The organism is Brevibacterium ammoniilyticum (assembly GCF_038429965.1).
Lineage (GTDB): Bacteria > Actinomycetota > Actinomycetes > Actinomycetales > Brevibacteriaceae > Brevibacterium > Brevibacterium ammoniilyticum.
Genome location: NZ_BAABNP010000008.1, coordinates 75,546 through 93,436 on the forward strand (window position 1 = coordinate 75,546; position 17,891 = coordinate 93,436).

Annotated in this window: 15 protein-coding genes and 1 tRNA gene; 4 read left to right on the plus strand and 12 right to left on the minus strand. The window is 68.5% G+C overall.

Annotated features, from left to right (window positions below):
• Positions 1–116 precede the first annotated feature (116 nt).
• From AAHA49_RS10920 to AAHA49_RS10935, 4 genes are all read right to left on the minus strand, one after another.
• Positions 117–1,607, minus strand: coding sequence for an NCS2 family permease (locus AAHA49_RS10920; protein WP_422614436.1), 1,491 nt, complete (start codon positions 1,605–1,607; stop codon positions 117–119).
• Positions 1,608–1,901: 294 nt separating this feature from the next.
• A tRNA-Ser gene (locus tag AAHA49_RS10925) sits at positions 1,902–1,992 on the minus strand.
• A gap of 72 nt (positions 1,993–2,064) precedes the next feature.
• Positions 2,065–2,499 (minus strand): nucleoside deaminase, encoded by a 435-nt coding sequence (locus AAHA49_RS10930; RefSeq protein WP_342038300.1) that lies wholly within the window; start codon positions 2,497–2,499, stop codon positions 2,065–2,067.
• A gap of 59 nt (positions 2,500–2,558) precedes the next feature.
• On the minus strand, positions 2,559–3,116 hold the full coding sequence (locus tag AAHA49_RS10935; RefSeq protein ID WP_342038301.1) for a tRNA adenosine deaminase-associated protein: 558 nt from the start codon (positions 3,114–3,116) through the stop codon (positions 2,559–2,561).
• Between the two features lie 82 nt (positions 3,117–3,198).
• Between AAHA49_RS10935 and upp the strand changes: the two genes are divergently transcribed.
• From upp to AAHA49_RS10950, 3 genes are all read left to right on the plus strand, one after another.
• Positions 3,199–3,837: a uracil phosphoribosyltransferase gene (gene upp, locus AAHA49_RS10940; protein ID WP_342038302.1), complete on the plus strand. Its 639-nt coding sequence runs from the start codon at positions 3,199–3,201 to the stop codon at positions 3,835–3,837.
• 249 nt (positions 3,838–4,086) lie between these two features.
• On the plus strand, positions 4,087–4,857 hold the full coding sequence (locus tag AAHA49_RS10945; RefSeq protein ID WP_339393097.1) for a winged helix-turn-helix domain-containing protein: 771 nt from the start codon (positions 4,087–4,089) through the stop codon (positions 4,855–4,857).
• Positions 4,858–4,916: 59 nt separating this feature from the next.
• Positions 4,917–5,858, plus strand: a complete 942-nt coding sequence (locus AAHA49_RS10950) for an endonuclease/exonuclease/phosphatase family protein (protein WP_342038303.1) — start codon at positions 4,917–4,919, stop codon at positions 5,856–5,858.
• A gap of 42 nt (positions 5,859–5,900) precedes the next feature.
• Here the strand turns inward: AAHA49_RS10950 and AAHA49_RS10955 are convergent, their stop codons facing one another.
• Both AAHA49_RS10955 and AAHA49_RS10960 read right to left on the minus strand, forming a co-directional pair.
• Positions 5,901–7,091 carry a MarP family serine protease gene (locus AAHA49_RS10955; protein ID WP_342038304.1) on the minus strand — a complete coding sequence of 397 codons (1,191 nt, stop codon included), beginning with the start codon at positions 7,089–7,091 and terminating at the stop codon, positions 5,901–5,903.
• A complete protein-coding gene (locus tag AAHA49_RS10960) occupies positions 7,088–8,860 on the minus strand; it encodes a PrsW family intramembrane metalloprotease (protein WP_342038305.1) in 1,773 nt (590 codons plus the stop codon). Before AAHA49_RS10960 ends, AAHA49_RS10955 begins: the two co-directional genes overlap by 4 nt.
• A gap of 481 nt (positions 8,861–9,341) precedes the next feature.
• Between AAHA49_RS10960 and AAHA49_RS10965 the strand changes: the two genes are divergently transcribed.
• Positions 9,342–11,201: an LPXTG cell wall anchor domain-containing protein gene (locus AAHA49_RS10965; RefSeq protein WP_339393101.1), complete on the plus strand. Its 1,860-nt coding sequence runs from the start codon at positions 9,342–9,344 to the stop codon at positions 11,199–11,201.
• A gap of 11 nt (positions 11,202–11,212) precedes the next feature.
• On the opposite strand, the gene AAHA49_RS10970 is transcribed toward AAHA49_RS10965, so the two are convergent.
• From AAHA49_RS10970 to AAHA49_RS10995, 6 genes are read right to left on the minus strand one after another with little or no spacing between them, the layout of a single operon-like run.
• Complete coding sequence (locus AAHA49_RS10970; protein WP_339393102.1) at positions 11,213–12,004, minus strand: HpcH/HpaI aldolase family protein; 792 nt, start codon at positions 12,002–12,004, stop codon at positions 11,213–11,215.
• Positions 11,989–12,774, minus strand: coding sequence for a fumarylacetoacetate hydrolase family protein (locus AAHA49_RS10975; RefSeq protein ID WP_339393103.1), 786 nt, complete (start codon positions 12,772–12,774; stop codon positions 11,989–11,991). Before AAHA49_RS10975 ends, AAHA49_RS10970 begins: the two co-directional genes overlap by 16 nt.
• A gap of 48 nt (positions 12,775–12,822) precedes the next feature.
• Positions 12,823–13,935 (minus strand): 3,4-dihydroxyphenylacetate 2,3-dioxygenase, encoded by a 1,113-nt coding sequence (hpaD, locus tag AAHA49_RS10980; RefSeq protein WP_339393104.1) that lies wholly within the window; start codon positions 13,933–13,935, stop codon positions 12,823–12,825.
• Positions 13,936–13,946: 11 nt separating this feature from the next.
• Positions 13,947–15,461: an aldehyde dehydrogenase gene (locus tag AAHA49_RS10985; protein ID WP_339393105.1), complete on the minus strand. Its 1,515-nt coding sequence runs from the start codon at positions 15,459–15,461 to the stop codon at positions 13,947–13,949.
• A complete protein-coding gene (locus AAHA49_RS10990; protein WP_339393106.1) occupies positions 15,458–16,186 on the minus strand; it encodes a GntR family transcriptional regulator in 729 nt (242 codons plus the stop codon). The genes AAHA49_RS10985 and AAHA49_RS10990 overlap by 4 nt, the downstream gene beginning before the upstream one ends.
• Positions 16,183–17,745, minus strand: coding sequence for a fumarylacetoacetate hydrolase family protein (locus AAHA49_RS10995; RefSeq protein ID WP_342038306.1), 1,563 nt, complete (start codon positions 17,743–17,745; stop codon positions 16,183–16,185). Before AAHA49_RS10995 ends, AAHA49_RS10990 begins: the two co-directional genes overlap by 4 nt.
• Between the last annotated feature and the right edge of the window lie 146 nt (positions 17,746–17,891).

Genomic DNA, 17,891 nt, shown 5'->3' on the forward strand with positions numbered 1-17,891 from the left:
GAACAGCAGCGGAGAGCGGTGAGGGCGTCGGGGCAGGGTGCACCGACGGACCGGCGTGCGTCAGTCGCCGTGGGCGATCTGCCCCTTCGTCCAGACTGTCTGCTCCGTCACAATGCTCATCCTCCCAACATAGCCGAAATGGGACCGCGAACGAAGTAGAGGACGAATCCGACGGAGACGACCCAGAGCAGCCAGTGGACGTGCTGTCCGCGGCGGCTGAAGGCGTGAATGACGGCCCATGAGATGAAGCCGACGCCGATGCCGTTGGCGATGGAGTAGGTCAGCGGCATCGTCACCATGGTGAGGAAGACCGGCAGCGAGGTGCGGAAGTCGCTCAAGTCGATCTCGCGGATCTGGGTGACCATCATCGCGCCGACGACGACGAGGGCGGCCGCACCGGCCTCCATCGGGATGACGCCGATGAGCGGGGCGAAGAACATCGAGAGCAGGAAGAGCACACCGGTCACGCACGCAGCCAGACCCGTTCTCGCGCCTTCGGCGATGCCTGCCGCCGAGTCGACGAAGACGGTGTTCGACGAGGCCGAGGCACCGCCGCCGGCGACCGCGCCGAGACCTTCGACGATGAAGGCGCCGCGGATGCGGGGGAACATCCCGTCATCGGTCTGCAGGCCCGCGCTGCGGGCCAGACCCGTCATCGTGCCCATCGCGTCGAAGAAGTTCGTGAACACGAGGGTGAAGACGAGCATCGTCGCCGCGAGCACGCCGATGCGTTCGAAGGACCCGAAGAGGTCGAAGGCGCCGATGAGCGAGAAGTCCGGCAGGGCGACGACCTGGCTGGGCAGCTGCGGTGCGCTGAGGTTCCAGCCCTGGGGGTCGGGGTTGACCGGGTCGCCGACGGTGCCGAGCTTCGCGAACGCCTGGATGATGATCGCCGCGATCGTCGCGACGATCATCCCGATGAGGATGCCGCCGGGGACCTTGCGGGCGACGAGCACCCCGATGAGGATGAGCGCGCCGATGAAGACGAGCGTCGGCAGCGAGGTGATCGACCCGTCCTGACCCAACTGGACCGGGGGCCCGGCCGGGGTGCGGGTGACGAAGCCGGAGTTGACGAAGCCGATGAAGGCGATGAAGAGTCCGATGCCCACGGTGATCGCGATCTTGAGCGCGTGCGGCACGGCGTTGAAGATCGCCGTGCGGATGCCGGTGGCGCCGAGGAGGACGATGATGATGCCGTTGATGATGACCAGCCCCATCGCCTCGGCCCACGTGACCTCCTGGACGACGGAGACGGCGAGGAAGCTGTTCATGCCCAGGCCTGCGGCGAGGGCGAACGGGAGCCTCGCGACGACGCCGAAGAGGATCGTGATGAGACCCGCGACGAGCCCGGTCACGGCCGTGAGCTGGGCGAAGTCGAGCGTGCCGCCGGTGACGTCGGCGGAGCCGCCGAGGATGAGCGGGTTGAGCACGACGATGTAGGCCATCGCCACGAAGGCGACGATGCCGCCGCGGATCTCCTGTCGCACCGAGGAGCCGCGCTTGGTTATCTCGAAGAATCTGTCCAGTGCACTCGGACTGCTGCGGTCGGGGACGCTGGTCTCCGACCCCCGCTCGTCATCCGATACGTGTTTGTCTGCCATTGTCATGGACCACCTCAAACTGTTCGATTTGGTCGGCCGCGACATCGTCGTCGTGGCCCTGCGCCTTGAACGTGCGCATTGAAACGAGACAGGACCCGCTGGAAGGCCGCTTCCGGCACTTCCATGATGCGGAAAACTATTTCTGTTTCATCTGGACAGTCTGGCCGCACACGTGCATGTGTGTCAATCGTCACAGGAGGCCCGGGCGGATCCCGGCCCCACTGCCACCAGTGTACGACCGGCGCAGTCCCGATCGTGCCTCGGACAGCAGAAAACCCCTGGCTGACCAGGGGTTTCCTTTGGCGGTGGCGGTGGGATTTGAACCCACGGTACGGGGTTACCGTACACAACATTTCGAGTGTTGCACCTTCGGCCGCTCGGACACGCCACCGCCGACAACAATACAGTCGGTGCGGTGAGCAGGCCAAATCCTCAACTCGTGAGAGCGGTCACGCCCGCCGGCTCATGCCCGCTTCGCGGCGAAGAAGTCACTCAGCAGGGCCGCACACGCACTCGCCTGCACACCCGCGTAGACCTCGGGGTGGTGGAGGGAAGCACGGTCGCGGGGAATGTCCCAGACGGAGCCGACGGCGCCGGCCTTGTCGTCGAAGGCGCCGTAGACGAGGCGGGCGATCCGGGAGCCGACGATCGCGCCGGCGCACATCACGCAGGGTTCCAAGGTGACGACGAGGGTGCAGCCGTCGAGGCGCCACCGCCCCGTGAACTCGGCGGCGGACCGCAGGGCGATGAGCTCGGCGTGTCCGAGCGGGTCCGCATCGATCTCGCGCCGGTTGTGCCCGGTCCCGATGATCCGTCCGTTCCCATCGAGGACGAGCGCCCCGACGGGAACGTCGTCATGGCGGGAGGCTTCGGCCGCCTCGGCGAGGGCGAGGGCCATCCACGCGGAGAACTCGGCATGCCCGCCGAACCCGAGTTCGGTCGGCGGCTGATCCGGGTTCAGCGTGCGGCCTCGAGCTGGTCGGCGAAGCCCACGGTCTCGCCGACGTGGGCGACGACTCGGGCCGGGTCGGACCGGTACTTCTCGACCTGTTCGATGAGGTCGGCCGCGGGCAGTCCGCGGTCGGCGTAGATGTCGGCGTCCCCGCCCCATTCGGCGTCGCCGTCGAAGTCGAGCATCTCGACCTCCTCATCCTCCTCGTCCTCGTCCTCATCGGAGGCGGAGGCCTCCTCGTCGAGGCCGAACTCATCCTCCGGCTCGGCTTCGTAGGCGTCGGGGCGGGAGTCGAGGTAGTCGGTGAAGATCACGGCGAACGGGCTGAGTTCGACGGCGCGAAGGTCGGAGAGGAAGACCTTGACCTCGTTGTCCTCGCACAGGCGCACGAGGCCGAACCATTCGTCCTCGTGTTCGATGACCGCGACCGCTTCGCCGTCGTCGGAGCCGGTGGTGCGCATCATGTCGACGAGGCTGTCGAGGTCCGTGGCGTCACGGACGTCGACGTCGAGGGCTCGGAAGCCGTCGCCGGTGTCGGCGAGGATCTCACTGAAGTAGGACATGTCTCCATTGTGGACTCTTCGCAGTCCTTTCACCACAGGATCCGCGCATTCCGCGCAGGTGTTTCGACGTACCATTTCCTGTATGCGCCTTCACGTAGCCGATCACCCGCTCATCGCCCACAAGCTCAGCGTCCTCCGCGACGAGTCGACCGATTCCGCGCGGTTCCGGCAGCTCACCGAGGAGCTCGTCATGCTGCTCGCCTACGAGGCGACGCGCTCGGTCGCCGTCGAAGACCGTGAGGGCAGGACCCCGGTCGCGACGTTCACCGGCTCACGCCTGGCCGAACCGCGCCCCGTCGTCGTCCCGATCCTCCGTGCCGGCCTCGGCATGCTCGACGGGATGCTGCGCATCCTGCCCACCGCCGAGGTGGGTTTCCTCGGCATGGTCCGCGACGAGACGACGTTCGAGCCCACCGCGTACGCCGACCGTCTGCCCGATGACCTGAGCGGTCGGCAGATCTTCGTCGTCGATCCCATGCTCGCGACCGGCGGCACCCTGGCCATGGCCATCGACTTCCTCCTGGCCCGCGGCGCCCGCGACGTCACCGCGGTGTGCCTCGTCTCCGCCCCCGAGGGCGTCGAGCGCATCGAGCAGGATTACGGGAAGTCCGCGAACGTCGAGATCTACACCGCCGCCCTCGACGAGCGCCTCAACGAGCAGGGATACATCGTTCCCGGACTCGGCGACGCCGGCGACCGGATGTACGGCATCGTCGACTAGGGTCGTCGACTCGACCCGGTTCGTCATATTCCGTCACAGTCGTCTCAAAAGCGGCGAATCCTTTGCACGCTCTGATGAGTGTGACGAATAATGAAGCCATGACCTCTGCGACGTATCAGCCTCGAATGTGTGCGGCAGCCATGTGCATGCCCTGCGTTCGTCGTCGGTGATCGTCCTTCCGCTGTCCGACCGCGAACGAGTGCACGTCTTCAACGCAGCGGATCCCACCTCACCATTCAGAGGACAGGTATGCCGAACCCAGAACCGAACTACGTCCACCCCCGCAGCGCAGTCGCCGTCCGGCGGGCAGGAGCCAGGTTGAGCGCCGTCGACCCGCAGAACCCGCCCCACACGTACGGTCCCTCCGGGGTCGTGCCGTCGCCGAAGGCCGCCCGCGGCATCATCGTCTACATCGGCCTCGACGAGTCGAAGGCCGCCGCCGACGGCACGAACCTCTCCGCGATCGCCGGGGAGCTCCAGGCATATGCGAAGGAGCTCGCCTCGCAGGCGGAGACGCAGGCCGTCATCGCCCTGGCCCCCGAGGGTCGCGGCAGCGACATCGACGCGGTGCGCGCCGTCGCCACCGGCTCCCCTGCCGCCAGCGGCACCCCGGCCGGCACGCATGGACCGGTCCGCTCCCGCATTCCCAACCGCATCCACCCGCCGGCCCTGCGGGAGTCCGAGAGCTTCCCGGAGAAGGCCGCCGAGCGCCTGCGCATCGACATCCCCCGCCGGGAGGTGCGCATCGAGGGCGAACTCGTCGACGTCACGACGAAGGAGTTCGACCTGCTCGCCACCCTCGTCTCCCACGCCGATGAGACGCTGCCGCGCGAAGCGCTCATCGCCGCCGTGTGGTCGGGCGCGGACGAACCGGACGAACGCACCGTCGACGTCCACATCCGCCGGCTGCGCCGCCGCCTCGGCGAGCATTCCTCGGTCATCCGCACGATGCGGGGATCGGGCTACCGGTACGACACGCACCCTGACGTCACCGTGTGGTCGGCGACCGCGCACCGGTGACGCGGATCGCACTGCTCACCCAGGAGGGGGCCAGACTTCACGGTTAGGCTGTCTAATCGATGAATCAGGCATACCCCCGAACCAAGCCCGCGCGGAGGTCCGCGAAGGGAGTCACCGCACTCGTCTTCGGCATCCTCTATGCTGCGTTCCTCCTGCTCCACGACCTGCTGCCCGCCCGGGGCGGCATCGCCCTGCTCGTCGAGAGTGTGCTGCCGTGGACCGGGGTGTTCGTCGGACTCATCCTCCTCATGGCGCTCTTCCGCTTCTCGATCCTCTCCGCCCTCGGCGTGCTCCTGCCCTCGATCGTGTGGCTGACGATGTTCGGTGGGGCGCTGCTGCCCGCCGAGGAGGCCGGGACTCCCGATCTCACCGTGGGTACGCAGAACGTCGGGGCCAGGCTGCCGCAGCCGACGGCGACCGCGCAGAGCCTCATCGACGCCGAACCCGACATCCTCACGATCCAGGAGCTCGAATCGCTCTCGGGCAGGATCATCCGCAAGCAGCTGGACTCATCGTTCGAGTACTCGCGCGTGGTGGGCACCGTCGGGGTGTGGTCGAAGTGGCCGATGTCGGCGCCCGAGGAGGTCGACCTCGGTCTGCCCTGGCAGCGGGCGTTCGCGACGACGGTGACGACGGATCACGGCAAGGTCCGCTTCTACGCCGTGCACATGCCCTCGGTGCGTCCCGGCAAGGAGGCGATGCGCAATGCCGCGCTGCGCCGACTCTCCACGGTCGTCGCCGCCGACGAATCCGCGCAGATCATCGTCGCCGGTGACTTCAACACGGCGACGACGGACCGGAACTTCTCCGAACTCGTTCCTCCGCTCGAGGACTCCCGCGTCGAGGCGGGCGGCGGCTTCGGGTTCACGTGGCCGGCGGTCTTCCCGGTGACGCGTCTCGACCACATCCTCTACCGCGGCTTCGACGTGACCTCCGACCGCGTCCTCGACCAGGGCACGAGCGACCACCGCGCGGTCCTCGCCGGACTCGACCTCGCCTGAGGGCGGTCTGCGTCGGGCACTGCCCTATTTCGTGCACTCGTCTTATTTCGTGCACTGCCCGGTCGGCTGCGGGGTGGTGCTGTTCGCGCCCGACTGGAGTTCGTCGCGGATCTCGGCGCGGGTGAGTGCGTAGCCGGTCTCCTCGTCGGTGGCCGAACGGGCGAAGACCATGCCGATGACGTTGCCGTCCGCGTCGAGCAGCGGCCCGCCCGAGTTGCCTTCGCGGACGATGCCGCGCACCGAGTACACCTCGCGCACGACGCTGTCCTCGTCGTAGATGTCGAGTCCGCGGGCGTTGATCTTCTCGCGCACCCGTGACGGGGAGATCGTGTACGGGCCGTTGCCGGGGTAGCCGACGACGACGGAGTCGTCGCCGGGGCCGGCCGGTGAGCCGAACTCGAGGGCGGGAGCGTCGAGGTCGGGAACCCGGAGCACGGCGACGTCGGCTTCGGGATCGAATTCGACCACCTCGGCGGAATAGGGACGACCTGTGCCCCCGACCTGCACGGCCAGTCCCGTGGAGCCGGCGACGACGTGGGCGTTGGTCGCCACGAGGCCGTTGTCGTAGACGAACCCCGTGCCTTCGGACCCGGCCGAGCACGTCGTGGTCGTCGTCGTGATCTTGACGACGGACTCCTCGACCTGCCGGCCGACGTCGACCATTCCCGTATCGGGTTCGCCGACTCCGCGGATCTGCTCGGTCTGGCCGGAGAACACCTGCGGGAAGCCAGTGGCGCGCAGGGTCGAGGCGAGGTCGCCCAGCGCCACCTGCGAGGAGTACGGGATGGTCCGGTCGATCGCGGCGATGACGGCGGATTCGGCGACCCACCGGTTGGGTTCGACGAGCGGGGTGGCGCGGACGAATCCGGCGGCGAGCCAGACGACGAGGACGTAGACGATGCCCGCGGTCACGGTCCCGCCGATCGAGTCGATGCCCTGGCCGAGCTCGGAGTCCATAGCTTTGCGGATCCACGTGCCGATCGCGTTGCCGGCGAAGGCGAAGAGGACGCTGAGGACCAGGGGCATCGCGGCGAGGAGGGCGATGACGCCGGGGTTCTGCATCGCCGAGGTGCCTGCGGAGAGGTTCTCGACGAGCGGGGAGAGCAGGCGTCCGGCGATCCAGCCGACGACGAAGCCGACGACCGTGCACAGTCCCACGATGAAGCCCTGCCGGAATCCGAGGAAGAGCGCACCGATGCCGAGGAGGACGATGATGATGTCGACGACGATCACGAGGCCGGCCTCGCCCCGCCCTTGGCGGCTGCCAGCAGTCGGTCGCGGGCGTCGGAGAACTCGCCCAGCTCGAAGCTCTCGATGGTCTTCTCCTTCGGCCCGCCGAGGCCGGCGAGCAGGCGCATCCGGGTGGTCGTGAGCTGACCGGCCAGCCGGATCATCGTGCGCATCTCCTCCTTGCCGCCGGGGAACGACTTCGCCCAGCGCTTGCCGCGGCGACGCCCCTTCCAGGTGCCGAGCATGTCGACCTCGGCGTGGGAGAGCCATCCGGAGTTCGCATAGTCGCCGAGCATGTTGAGCGTGTGGAGGCGTTCGCTGCGGCGCAGGATGAGTCCGACGACGACCCAGCAGGTGGTGAGGATGAAGCTTAAGACGATGAGGCCGACGATCTGGGCGACTGGGCTGATGAGCTGGAGTCCGGTCATCGACCCGTTCCAGATCGCGTGGAGGCACATGCCGATGAGAAGTCCGGGCAGCCACATGAGGACCACGGCCCACCATGGCCATTTGCGGGCGGCGAAGCCGATCGTCACTCCCGCCCAGGTGGAGAACGCGGTGTGGAGCAGGGGCGAGCACAGGCAGCGGAGCACGAAGGTCACCCACAGGCCTGAGGTGCTCTCCTCCCAGGCCGCGCCGAGGTAGAGGACGTTCTCCGTGAACGCGAAGCCCGCGCCGATGAGGGCGCCGTAGACGAGGCCGTCGAGGGGGCCGTCGAAGTGACGGCGGGCGAGAAGGACGATGACGACGAGGAGGGAGGTCTTCACCGTCTCCTCGACGATGGGGGCCTGGACGACGGTGGCGAAGACGTCGGGCACGCCGCCGACGCCGACGAGGGAGAGCGCGACCTCGCTGATGAATGACACGAAGAGGGTGAGTCCCACCGAGGCGACCGCACCCCAGAGGAGGCAGAGGCCCAGGATGAGCTTCGGCTGCGGTCTCCACTTGTCGAGCCAGAGGACGTAGGCGATGATCCCGATGAGCGGGATCGCGGAGAGGCCGATGAGGCCGAAGAGGCGGGTGCCGAAGTTGTAGCCGCCGAAGATCGCCATGACGAGGAGACCGAAGACGAGCACGCAGACGGCGAGGATGGCGAGGACGAGGCGGACGACGTTGCCCGTCGATCCGGGTTCGGGTGGTGGTTCCGCACGCCGCACGGCCCCGGTCCATGCGGTCTCGGCGACGCGTTGCTGGGGTGCCTGCATCTGCGCGCGCACCCGCATCTCCTGGGTCACGGTCGGGGCGAAGCGCGGCTGTTCGTAGACCCGCTGCTGCATGAGGCGCGGGTGCGGCTGGGCACGGTAGGGGTGGGGCTGGTTATGGGGTGGTTGGCCTTGGTGCTGGCCGGGGTGAGCCTGGCCGGAGTGTTCGGTGCGCTGAGTCTGTCGCGGTCGCGGTCGGAAGCGGTCGTTGCTGCGGCGCGGATCGACGCGCGGGGGCCTCATGCTGCCGGGTGGCCCGGCGAACTGCTGCGGGCCCTGCTGCATCGCGGGCTGGCCCTGCATCGGCGGCTGACCCTGCGGCGGGCCCGCGAACTGCTGCGGATTCCGGCCCTGCACCATCGGCTGGCCCTGCAGGCCCGACACCGGTCCCGGGTGCTGCATCGGCTGGCCCTGCATCGGGGGCTGACCCTGCATCGGGGGCGGTCCGGAGCGCTGACCACCCTGCGGACCCGGAACGTGCGGCGGAGGGACGGGATGGTTCGGGGCACCGGGCCGATCACCGGGCCGATTCGGGCCCTGGCCCTGTCCTGGGCCCGACTGTTCCGACATATCTCGTCCTTCTCCGTGGGGCACTCCCACGCCGCTGTTCAGGGCGTTCTCTGCTTCTGCTCGTCCAGTCTACGGTCGAACACTGACACAGGGCCGAGCGCTGCGTGTCTGTTCGGCAACAACGCACCTGAGTTTCGGCGACAACGCTTGTCATGCCCGGGCGACAACGCACCAACGTTCTGAGCCCACTTCGCCTCCCGTCCTCGGACTCTCCCACCTTCCCGCCACCTCGCGCTGACGTCGACTCGTGCTTATTTCCCTGTGGACGGCGACTCCCTCTCATCCCCTGGATCCGGTCGACCACCGCGCCCGACCGAGCAGCCCGAACCGCTCCCCCACGTCAGCCCGCACCCACTGTCCTCCACACCCCGGTACCTCGCGGCCCTCACTCGTGCTCATATTCCTGTGGACGCTCAGACGGTTTCCACAGGCCCGAATCCGCCTCTGGTCATCCGCAGCACACTCGGCGTGCAATCGACGCATGAGCACACACAGACCACACACGCACCCGTTCGTCCTCACCCTCCTCGTCCTGGCCCTTCTCACCGCCCTGGGATCGTCTCCCGCGGCGGCGAAGGCCGGCCTCGGCGAGGTACCCCTGTCGGCGAAGTCGCAGCTCTACGGGCCCGGCCTCTGGTATGAGGCGCCCGAGGGCAGGACCTGGTACGGCGCCTACCGCACGTTCCCGGACACCTACGCGTACTGCATCGACGCGGGCAAGCAGTCCCCGCTGCCGGAGAACTTCACCGATGCGAAGGCGCAGACGGTGACGGCCCCGCAGACGGCGTGGGCGCTGAGCAAGTACTCCGATTCGGACTCCGCCGATGTCCAGGCGGCGCTCAGCGCGATCGCCCGCGCGGACAAGCGGATCGACCACGACCACACGGTTCCCCCGCAGGAGCCGGACGAGCTGGGGAAGAAGTTCGCCGGTGCCGCGAAGAAGTATGCGCAGATCACCGCCGAAGCGAAGCGGTTCGCCGGCCCCTATACGCTGTCCGTCGACCTCGAACCGGTCCTCGACATGCCGAAGCTCGAGCCGTACGACGCGAAGCCCGACGACGGCAAGGAGCTCAGCCTGCCGACGACGAACACGGTCACCCTCACCGTCTCGCTCACCTCGGCCTCGGACACGGAGGTGCCCGACGTCCCGATCACCCTGACGATCACCGGGGCCGACGGGCCGACAAGTGTGACGAGCGGAGAGAAACCGGCCACTGCGAAGCTCACCGCCTCACAGCCGGGCACCGTGGCGGTGAGTGCCGAGGCGAGTCTCGCCCCGACCACGGTCAAGCTCTTCGCACCGACTTCGGGGACCCGAGTGCAGCGGGTCATCACGCCCGATGAGCCCACGACGGTCACCGATTCCGCCGAGGTTGACCTCACCTCCCAACCGCGTGTGACCACGGAGATCTCCGAGCAGACGCCGCAGCCGGGCGACGAGGTCACCGACATCTTCACGGTCGCCGGGCTCATCGGTGATGACACCGTCACCGTCGTCCACGAGCTGTGGGCGACGAGGACGAAACCGACGGTCGGGAAGAAGAACGACGATGCCGAGTCGATCGGCACCGTGACCTCGAGAGACATCGGGAACGGGACGCACACCTCGGCGGGGATCCGGATCCCTGCGGACTTCCGCGGGTGGGTGTACTTCACCGAGACCATCGCCGGTGACGAGACGACGAAGGAATGGACGGGCGTCCACGGACAGCCGAAGGAGACCGGGTTCGTCCCGTGGACGCCGACGGCGAGCACGCAGGCCGAGATCGCCGGCGCCCAGGTCACCGACGAGATCGCGGTGTCCGGGCTGCGTCCCGGCGCCGAGGCGAAGCTCACCGTGACCGCCTACCGCACCGACGCGCAGCCGAAGCAGTCGCCCGAGGCCTCGGGCACGGAGATCGACGTCCAGGACTTCACCGTCGTCGCCGATCAGGAGGGCACGGCAAGTGTGAGCACGGAGCCGATCGAGATGCCGGTGGGCTGGGTGACGTTCGTGACGTCGATCGCCGAGGATGAGGTCCACCGAGGCTGGACGAGCGACTGGGGCATCCCCTCGGAGACGGTCGAACGTCCGCCTGAGGAGAAGCCGAGCGCGCCGCCGGCCCCTCCGACGACCCCACCCCCGCCCGAACAGCCGAGCCCGCCGCCATCGACGAAGACGCCCGCACCGAGCACTGCCCCGCCGGTCGAACCCGTGGCGGAGAAGCCCAAGGCGCCAGCCGATGAGCTGCCGCGCACGGGAGCCGAGGGCAACGCGATGCTCATCGGAATCGGCATCGTCCTCATCGGCGTCGGAGCGGCCACCCTCATCGTCACCGGTCGACAGAAGCGCGAGGAGTGAGAGCGCCGGTGTCAGTCCCCGCTCGCCCACTCCTTCGCCCAGGCCCGGGCACCGTGGGCGAGCAGGCCGACGTCGGCACCGACGAGGACGAACGAGGCCCCGGCCTCGAGGTAGGCACGTGCCTGGACGGGATCGAAGGCGTTGACGCCGACGGGTTTGCCGGCGGAACGGACGGCCTCGAAGGTGCGCAGCACCGCGGCGGTGACCTCGGGATGGGTCTGCTGACCGAGCAGACCCATCGACGCCGCGAGGTCGGAGGGACCGACGAAGACCGCGTCGATGCCCTCGACGGAGGCGATCGCCTCGGCGTTGTCCACCGCGGTCGCCGACTCGATCTGCACGGTCAGGGACACGAGCTCATCGGCGCTGGCCAGGTAGTCGGGCACCATCGTCCAGCGGGAGGCGCGGGCGAGCGCCGCACCCACCCCGCGCACCCCGTGCGGCGGGTAGCGCACGGACCGGGCGGCCTCCTCGGCGTCGGCGCGGGTGTCGACCATCGGCACAAGCAGGTTCTGCGCGCCGAGGTCGAGGAACTGCTTGATGAGGACCCGATCGAGGACGGGCACGCGGACGACGGGGGTCGCCGGGCAGCCGTTCATCGCCTGGAGCAGTGGGGTCGTCGTCTCCAGCCCGATCGGCGAATGTTCAGCGTCGAGGAGCACCCAGTCGAGTCCCGACGACGCGGCGATCTCCGCGGCCACGGGCGAACCCGAGGTCACCCACATGCCGGCCAGGTGCCCGCCCGGGGTCAGGCCGGCGAGACGGTCGGCGAGGGTCGGCGGCAGGTCTAGGCGAAACGACATGTGATGACCCCCAGATCCCGGAAGTCGGCGTGGACGGTGTCACCGGGATGAACCCACATCGGGCGGGTGAACGACCCGGCGAGCACGGTCTCCCCCGCGCGGAGGATCACTCCGTGGTCGGCAAGCTTGTTCGCCAGCCATGCGATGCCGCGGGCCGGGTGGTCGAGGACAGCGGCGGCGACCCCGGAGTCCTCGATCGTCTCGTTGCGGTAGAGCAGGGCCGAGACCCACCGAAGGTCGAGTGCGTCGACGGGCACGGGACGACCGCCGAGGACCATCGCCCCGAGGGCGGCGTTGTCAGCGATCGTGTCGACGATGGTCCGCCCCTCCATCTCGATGCGCGAAGAGAGGATCTCGAGCGCCGGGACTACGTACTCGGTGGCCCTGAGGACATCGGTGAGACCCACCCCCGGGCCGGTCAGGTCCTGACCGAGGACGAAGGCGAGTTCGACCTCGACGCGCACCCCCGAGTACTGCCCATGGTCGATGACGGACCCGGTCTCATAGACCTGGTCGGCGAAGATCGTCCCGTAGTCGGGTTCGGTGATGCCGGTGGCCTGCTGCATCGGCTTCGAGGTCAGCCCGATCTTGTGCCCGACCACGCGCCGTCCCGCGGCCTCCCCGCGGCGGCGCCATTCGGCCTGCACCGCATACGAGTCCTCGACGGTCATCTCGGGGTGTGCAGCCGTGAGCAGGCCGATCCTCGCACCGGCGCGTTCGGCCTCGGCGAGATCATCGGCGATGCCGGCGATGACGGTCTCATCGAGCATGGTCGTCCTCCTTCTCGGAACTCAAGCTGTCTCAGAGCTCAGGGTGTCTCAGAGCTGGTGGCCGAGCTTGAATTCGCTCTCGCCGTCGTCCGACCCCGAATGCTTCGCGAAGTCGTTCTCGGCGTCCTCCCGGCGCGTGTACGAGAAGCCATCGGCGCCGATCGTCACCTCCATCTCCGAGTCATCGGTGCGCGCGGTCAGCGGCACCGGCTTGCCCTCGAGGTCGAGGACCGTCGAGGCGTCGGTGTACCACGAGGGCACGACCGGGTTGCCCCACCAGTCGCGGCGCTGATTGTCGTGGACGTCCCAGGTCACCCGCGGATTGTCGGGGTCGCCGGTGTAGTAGTCCTGCGTGTAGATCTCGATGCGGTGTCCATCGGGGTCGCGGAGGTAGAGGTAGAAGGCGTTCGAGACCCCGTGCCTGCCCGGCCCGCGTTCGATCGCATCGGACATCCGCAGGGCACCCAGCTTGTCGCAGATCGCGAGGATGTTGTGCTTCTCGTGCGTGGCGAACGCGACGTGGTGCATGCGGGGACCGTCACCACCGGTCATCGCGGTGTCGTGGACGGTGGGTTTGCGCCGCATCCATGCCGCGTAGACCGTGCCGTCGCCGTCCTGGATGTCCTCGGTGACCCGGAAGCCCAGGTCCTCCATGTAGCCGACGGCCTTCGGCACATCGGGGGTGACCTGGTTGAAGTGGTCGAGGCGCACGAGCGCTCCCGGCGAGTAGAGGTCGTAGCGCCACGCGAGACGCTCGACGTGCTCGACATCGTAGAAGAACTCGTAAGGGAAGCCGAGCGGATCCTGCACGCGCACGGAGTCCCCGATCCCGCGGACGAAGCCCTCGGCCCGCCGCTGGGTGGGACATCCGAGCTCACGGTAGAACGCCTCGGCGGCATCGACCTCCTCCGGGCTGCGCACCCGGAACGAGAACGCGGCCACGGCCGCCTCCGGGCCCTGCCGGAGGACGAGGTTGTGGTGGATGAACTCCTCCATCGACCGCAGGTAGACGGTGGTCTCGTCCTCCCACGTGACCTGCAGGTCGAGGACGTCGACGTAGAAGTCGCGGGACCGTTTCAGGTCGGTGACGACGATCTCCATGTACGCACAGCGCACGACGTCGGGGGCAGGGACGGAGGGGGTGGGGATGGTCTGGGTCATGTCGGTTCCTCTCACTGCTTCCCGAAGACGGGGTTGTGGACCTCGCCGAGGTTGATGTGCACGGCCTGCTGGTCGGTGTAGAAGTCGATCGACCGGTACCCGCCCTCGTGGCCGAGGCCCGAGGCCTTGACGCCGCCGAAGGGGGTGCGCAGGTCGCGGACGTTGTTCGAGTTCAGCCACACCATGCCGGATTCGACGGCCTGCGAGAAGTTGTGCGCCCGCTTGAGATCGGAGGTCCAGATGTACGCGGCGAGACCGTACTTCGTGTCATTCGCCAGAGCGAGCGCCTCCTCGTCGGTGGAGAACGGGGTGATCGCGACGACGGGGCCGAAGATCTCCTCCTGGAAGATCCTCGCATCGGGCATGACGTCGGCGAAGACGGTGGGTTCGACGAAGTTCCCGGTCTCGAAGCCCTCGGGACGGCCGCCGCCGGCGACGAGGCGGGCCTCGCCCTTGCCGATCTCGACGTACGACATGACCTTCTCGTAGTGCTCGGGGTGGACGAGCGCTGCCACCTCGGTGTCGGGATCCGAAGGCAGACCGACCTTGACGCGCTTCGCCTGCGCGGCGTAGCGCTCGACGAACTCGTCGTAGATCGACTCCTCGACGAGGATGCGCGAACCGGCCGTGCAGCGTTCCCCGTTGAGGGAGAAGACGCCGAAGATCGTCGCGTTGATCGCGGCGTCGAGGTCGGCGTCGGCGAAGACGACGGCCGGGGACTTGCCGCCGAGCTCCATGGACAGGCCCTTGAGCCAGGGGGCGGCGTTGGCGAAGATCGTCTGCCCGGTCGAGGACTCACCGGTGAAGGAGATGAGCGGGACGTCGGGGTGCTTGACGAGGGAATCGCCGGCGAAGCCCTCCTCGCCGAAGCCGTTGACCATGTTGAACACGCCCGTGGGCAGGCCCGCCTCCTCGAAGATGCCCGGCCACAGGGACGCCGAGAGCGGGGTGAACTCGGCGGGCTTGAGCACGACCGTGTTGCCTGTCGCGATCGCCGGAGCGAGCTTCCACGATTCGAGCATGAACGGGGTGTTCCACGGGGTGATGAGACCGGCGACGCCCTTGGGCTTGCGGTTGACGTAGTTGGCCTGACGGCCGGGCACCTTGTACGCGTCGTCGACCTGGGCGACGATGAGGTCGGCGAAGAAGCGGAAGTTCTCCGCCGCCCGACGCGCCTGACCCTTGGCCTGGGTGATCGGCAGCCCCGAGTCGAAGGACTCCATCTCAGCGAGTTCGTCCTCGCGGCTTTCGACGATGTCGGCGATCCTGTTGAGCACCCGCGCGCGTTCCCGCGGGAGCATCGTCGGCCACGGTCCGTCCTCGAACGCGGTCTTCGCGGCGGCCACGGCGCGGTCGATGTCGGCCTTCTTCCCCGAGGCGGCCCTGATGTAGGGCTCGTTCGTCACCGGGTTGATGACGTCGAACTCGTCGCCGTCGAGGGAGTCGACGAACTCGCCGCCGATGTAGTGGCGGATCTTCTCCGGCAGGTTCGCCGGCGGGGTGATCGCTGCAGTGGGCTCGGTCATGACTGGTCCCTCTCTGGTGCTTCGGTGGCGGGGTTGCCGGTGGCGGGTGCCTGGGTGGCTTCCTGGTAGCTGTGGAGTGTGGCGGTGCGGTGGGCGCGGACGACGCGTTCGACCTCATCCGCCGAGGCGGCCGCCCGGATGAGTGCGATGATCCGGGAGTGCTCGTCGACGGATTCCTGCGCCCGGTCGGGGACGAAGGAGAACGTCGAGTCCCGCAGGTGGGCCAGCCGGTCCCATTCGATGGCGACGAGGGTGCGCAGCCGGTCGTTGGGGCAGCGGGCGAAGAGCGCCGCGTGGAAGGCGTGGTTGAGACGGGTGAAGGCGAGCGGGTCGAAGTTCTCGAGCAGGGCGCGCATGTCCTCGTTGAGGGCTTCGGCCTCGGCGAGGTCGGCGGCGGTGATGTGGGTGAGCGCCTGCGCGGTGGCGGCGCCTTCGAGGACGGCGACGGCCTCCATCGACTGGACGTACGAGCGATAGTCGACCATCGCGACGCGCGCCCCGACGTTGCGTTCGAAGGTGACGAGACCATCGGCTTCGAGGCGGCGGATCGCCTCCCGGACGGGAACGACCGAGGTGTCGAGGTCGACGGCGATCTGGGAGAGCACGAGCTTGTCACCGGCGACGAAGGTGTGGTCGGCGATGCGTTCGCGGATCCACCGGTAAGCGTGCTCCGCCTTGCTCAGCGGGCGCGTGGTCTCTGCGCTGCTGGTGGTCTCTGCTGTCATCGCGAGGACTTCCATTCCTCGAACTTCGCCTTCCACTCGCCCTTGGGCGGGAAGAGCTCCTCGATCGGGTGGCCCGCGGCGACCTGCGCGGCGACCCAGCCGTCCTCGACCTCCTTGGCCAGAGCTGCGTCGACGACCTCCTCGGCGAGGTCCCGAGGGATGACGATGACACCGTCGTCGTCGCCGACGATCACATCACCGGGCAGCACGGTCGCGTTTCCGCAGGCCACGGCGACGTCGGACTCCCACGGCACGTGCTTGCGGCCGAGGACCGCAGGATTCGCAGCGGTCGCGAACACGGGGAGGATGCCGGCCACCTCGGTGGAGTCGCGGACTCCCCCGTCGGTGACGACTCCGGCCGCGCCGAGGGCCTTCGCACGCAGGGCGAGGATGTCGCCGAGGGTGCCCGACCCCGATTCGCCGCGCGCCTCGATGACGATGACCTCGCCGGAGCGGAGGCTGTCGAAGGCGCGCTTCTGTGCGTTGTAGCCGCCGCCGTGGGAGGCGAAGAGGTCTTCGCGGTTCGGGACGAAGCGCAGGGTCTTGGCGACCCCGACGAGGCGGTAGCCGGCCCGCAGAGGGCGGACGCCTTCGATGACGACGTTGTTGAGACCGCGGGCCCGCAGCTGGGCGGAGAGCCCTGCGGTCGGGGCCTGCTCGAGCTTCGCGCGCAGGTCGGCGGGGAGAGCGGTGCTGTTCTCCGTGGGAAGGGCTGTGCCGCTCTCGGCGGGCAGTCCCGCTGCCTCGCGGGTACCCCAGGCGTCGACGGTGAGGGCCTCGGTCACGGCGGGAACGCTGCCGAGTTCGGCGTCGAAGTCACCGGGACCCTCGACGACCTCGGTGCGCAGGCGACCGGAGCTCAGCTCCTCCCCCGTGCTCGCCGAGGTGGTGCTCACCTCGACCTCGACGACGTCGCCGGGGACGACGACGCTCGACCCGGCGGGGGTGCCGGTGAGGATGACGTCGCCGGGCTCGAGCGTGAAGTGCTGGCTGAGGTCGGCGATGATCTGGGCGAGCGGGAAGATCAGCTGGTCGTCACCGGTGCCGTCGTCTTGGACGAGGGAGCCGTTGACCCAGGTGCGGATGCGCAGGGACCGGGGGTCCGCCTCGGCGGCGGAGATGAGGCCGGGACCCAGCGGGGTGTAGCCGTCACGGCTCTTCGAGCGGACGTTCGAGCCCTTGTCGGGGGATTTGAGGTCGTAGAGGCCGAAGTCGTTCGCCGCGGTGACGCCGGCGACGTGATCCCACGCGGTCTCAGCGGTGACCCGGCGGGCGGGGGTGCCGATGACGACGGCGATCTCGCCTTCGAAGGCGAGGAGCTCGGTGCCGGCGGGGCGCTCGATCGTCGCACCGGAGGCGGCGATCGAACTCGTCGCCTTGAGGAAGTAGGAGGGTGCTGCGGGGCTGCTGCCGCGCTGAGCGGCGCGGGACTCGTAGGCCACGTGGACGGCGATGACCTTGCCCGGGCGGGTCGGCGCTGCCGTGACGCGGTCGGCGGGGGTTGCCACCCTGTCGGCTGAGGTCGCGGCACCTGTCGTCGTCGAATCTGCGGTCGTCATCGAGCCCTCACTCCTTCGTCGTGAACTTCTTGGATCGTATACGATACAGCGCCGACCGACAAGATGCAGGGGGCCATCGCCCACCACTCGGGGGTGCTTGCGCTCGATCGTATATGAACTGATACGATCTGGATCACAGGATGAGC

Excerpts from the sequence above, each read along its gene's own strand:
- AAHA49_RS10920 (WP_422614436.1), bottom strand. The coding sequence starts at position 1,607 with ATGACAATGGCAGACAAACACGTATCGGATGACGAGCGGGGGTCGGAG.
- AAHA49_RS10930 (WP_342038300.1), bottom strand. The coding sequence starts at position 2,499 with ATGGCCCTCGCCCTCGCCGAGGCGGCCGAAGCCTCCCGCCATGACGAC.
- AAHA49_RS10935 (WP_342038301.1), bottom strand. The coding sequence starts at position 3,116 with ATGTCCTACTTCAGTGAGATCCTCGCCGACACCGGCGACGGCTTCCGA.
- upp (WP_342038302.1), top strand. The coding sequence starts at position 3,199 with ATGCGCCTTCACGTAGCCGATCACCCGCTCATCGCCCACAAGCTCAGC.
- AAHA49_RS10945 (WP_339393097.1), top strand. The coding sequence starts at position 4,087 with ATGCCGAACCCAGAACCGAACTACGTCCACCCCCGCAGCGCAGTCGCC.
- AAHA49_RS10950 (WP_342038303.1), top strand. The coding sequence starts at position 4,917 with ATGAATCAGGCATACCCCCGAACCAAGCCCGCGCGGAGGTCCGCGAAG.
- AAHA49_RS10960 (WP_342038305.1), bottom strand. The coding sequence starts at position 8,860 with ATGTCGGAACAGTCGGGCCCAGGACAGGGCCAGGGCCCGAATCGGCCC.
- AAHA49_RS10965 (WP_339393101.1), top strand. The coding sequence starts at position 9,342 with ATGAGCACACACAGACCACACACGCACCCGTTCGTCCTCACCCTCCTC.
- AAHA49_RS10970 (WP_339393102.1), bottom strand. The coding sequence starts at position 12,004 with ATGTCGTTTCGCCTAGACCTGCCGCCGACCCTCGCCGACCGTCTCGCC.
- AAHA49_RS10975 (WP_339393103.1), bottom strand. The coding sequence starts at position 12,774 with ATGCTCGATGAGACCGTCATCGCCGGCATCGCCGATGATCTCGCCGAG.
- hpaD (WP_339393104.1), bottom strand. The coding sequence starts at position 13,935 with ATGACCCAGACCATCCCCACCCCCTCCGTCCCTGCCCCCGACGTCGTG.
- AAHA49_RS10985 (WP_339393105.1), bottom strand. The coding sequence starts at position 15,461 with ATGACCGAGCCCACTGCAGCGATCACCCCGCCGGCGAACCTGCCGGAG.
- AAHA49_RS10990 (WP_339393106.1), bottom strand. The coding sequence starts at position 16,186 with ATGACAGCAGAGACCACCAGCAGCGCAGAGACCACGCGCCCGCTGAGC.
- AAHA49_RS10995 (WP_342038306.1), bottom strand. The coding sequence starts at position 17,745 with ATGACGACCGCAGATTCGACGACGACAGGTGCCGCGACCTCAGCCGAC.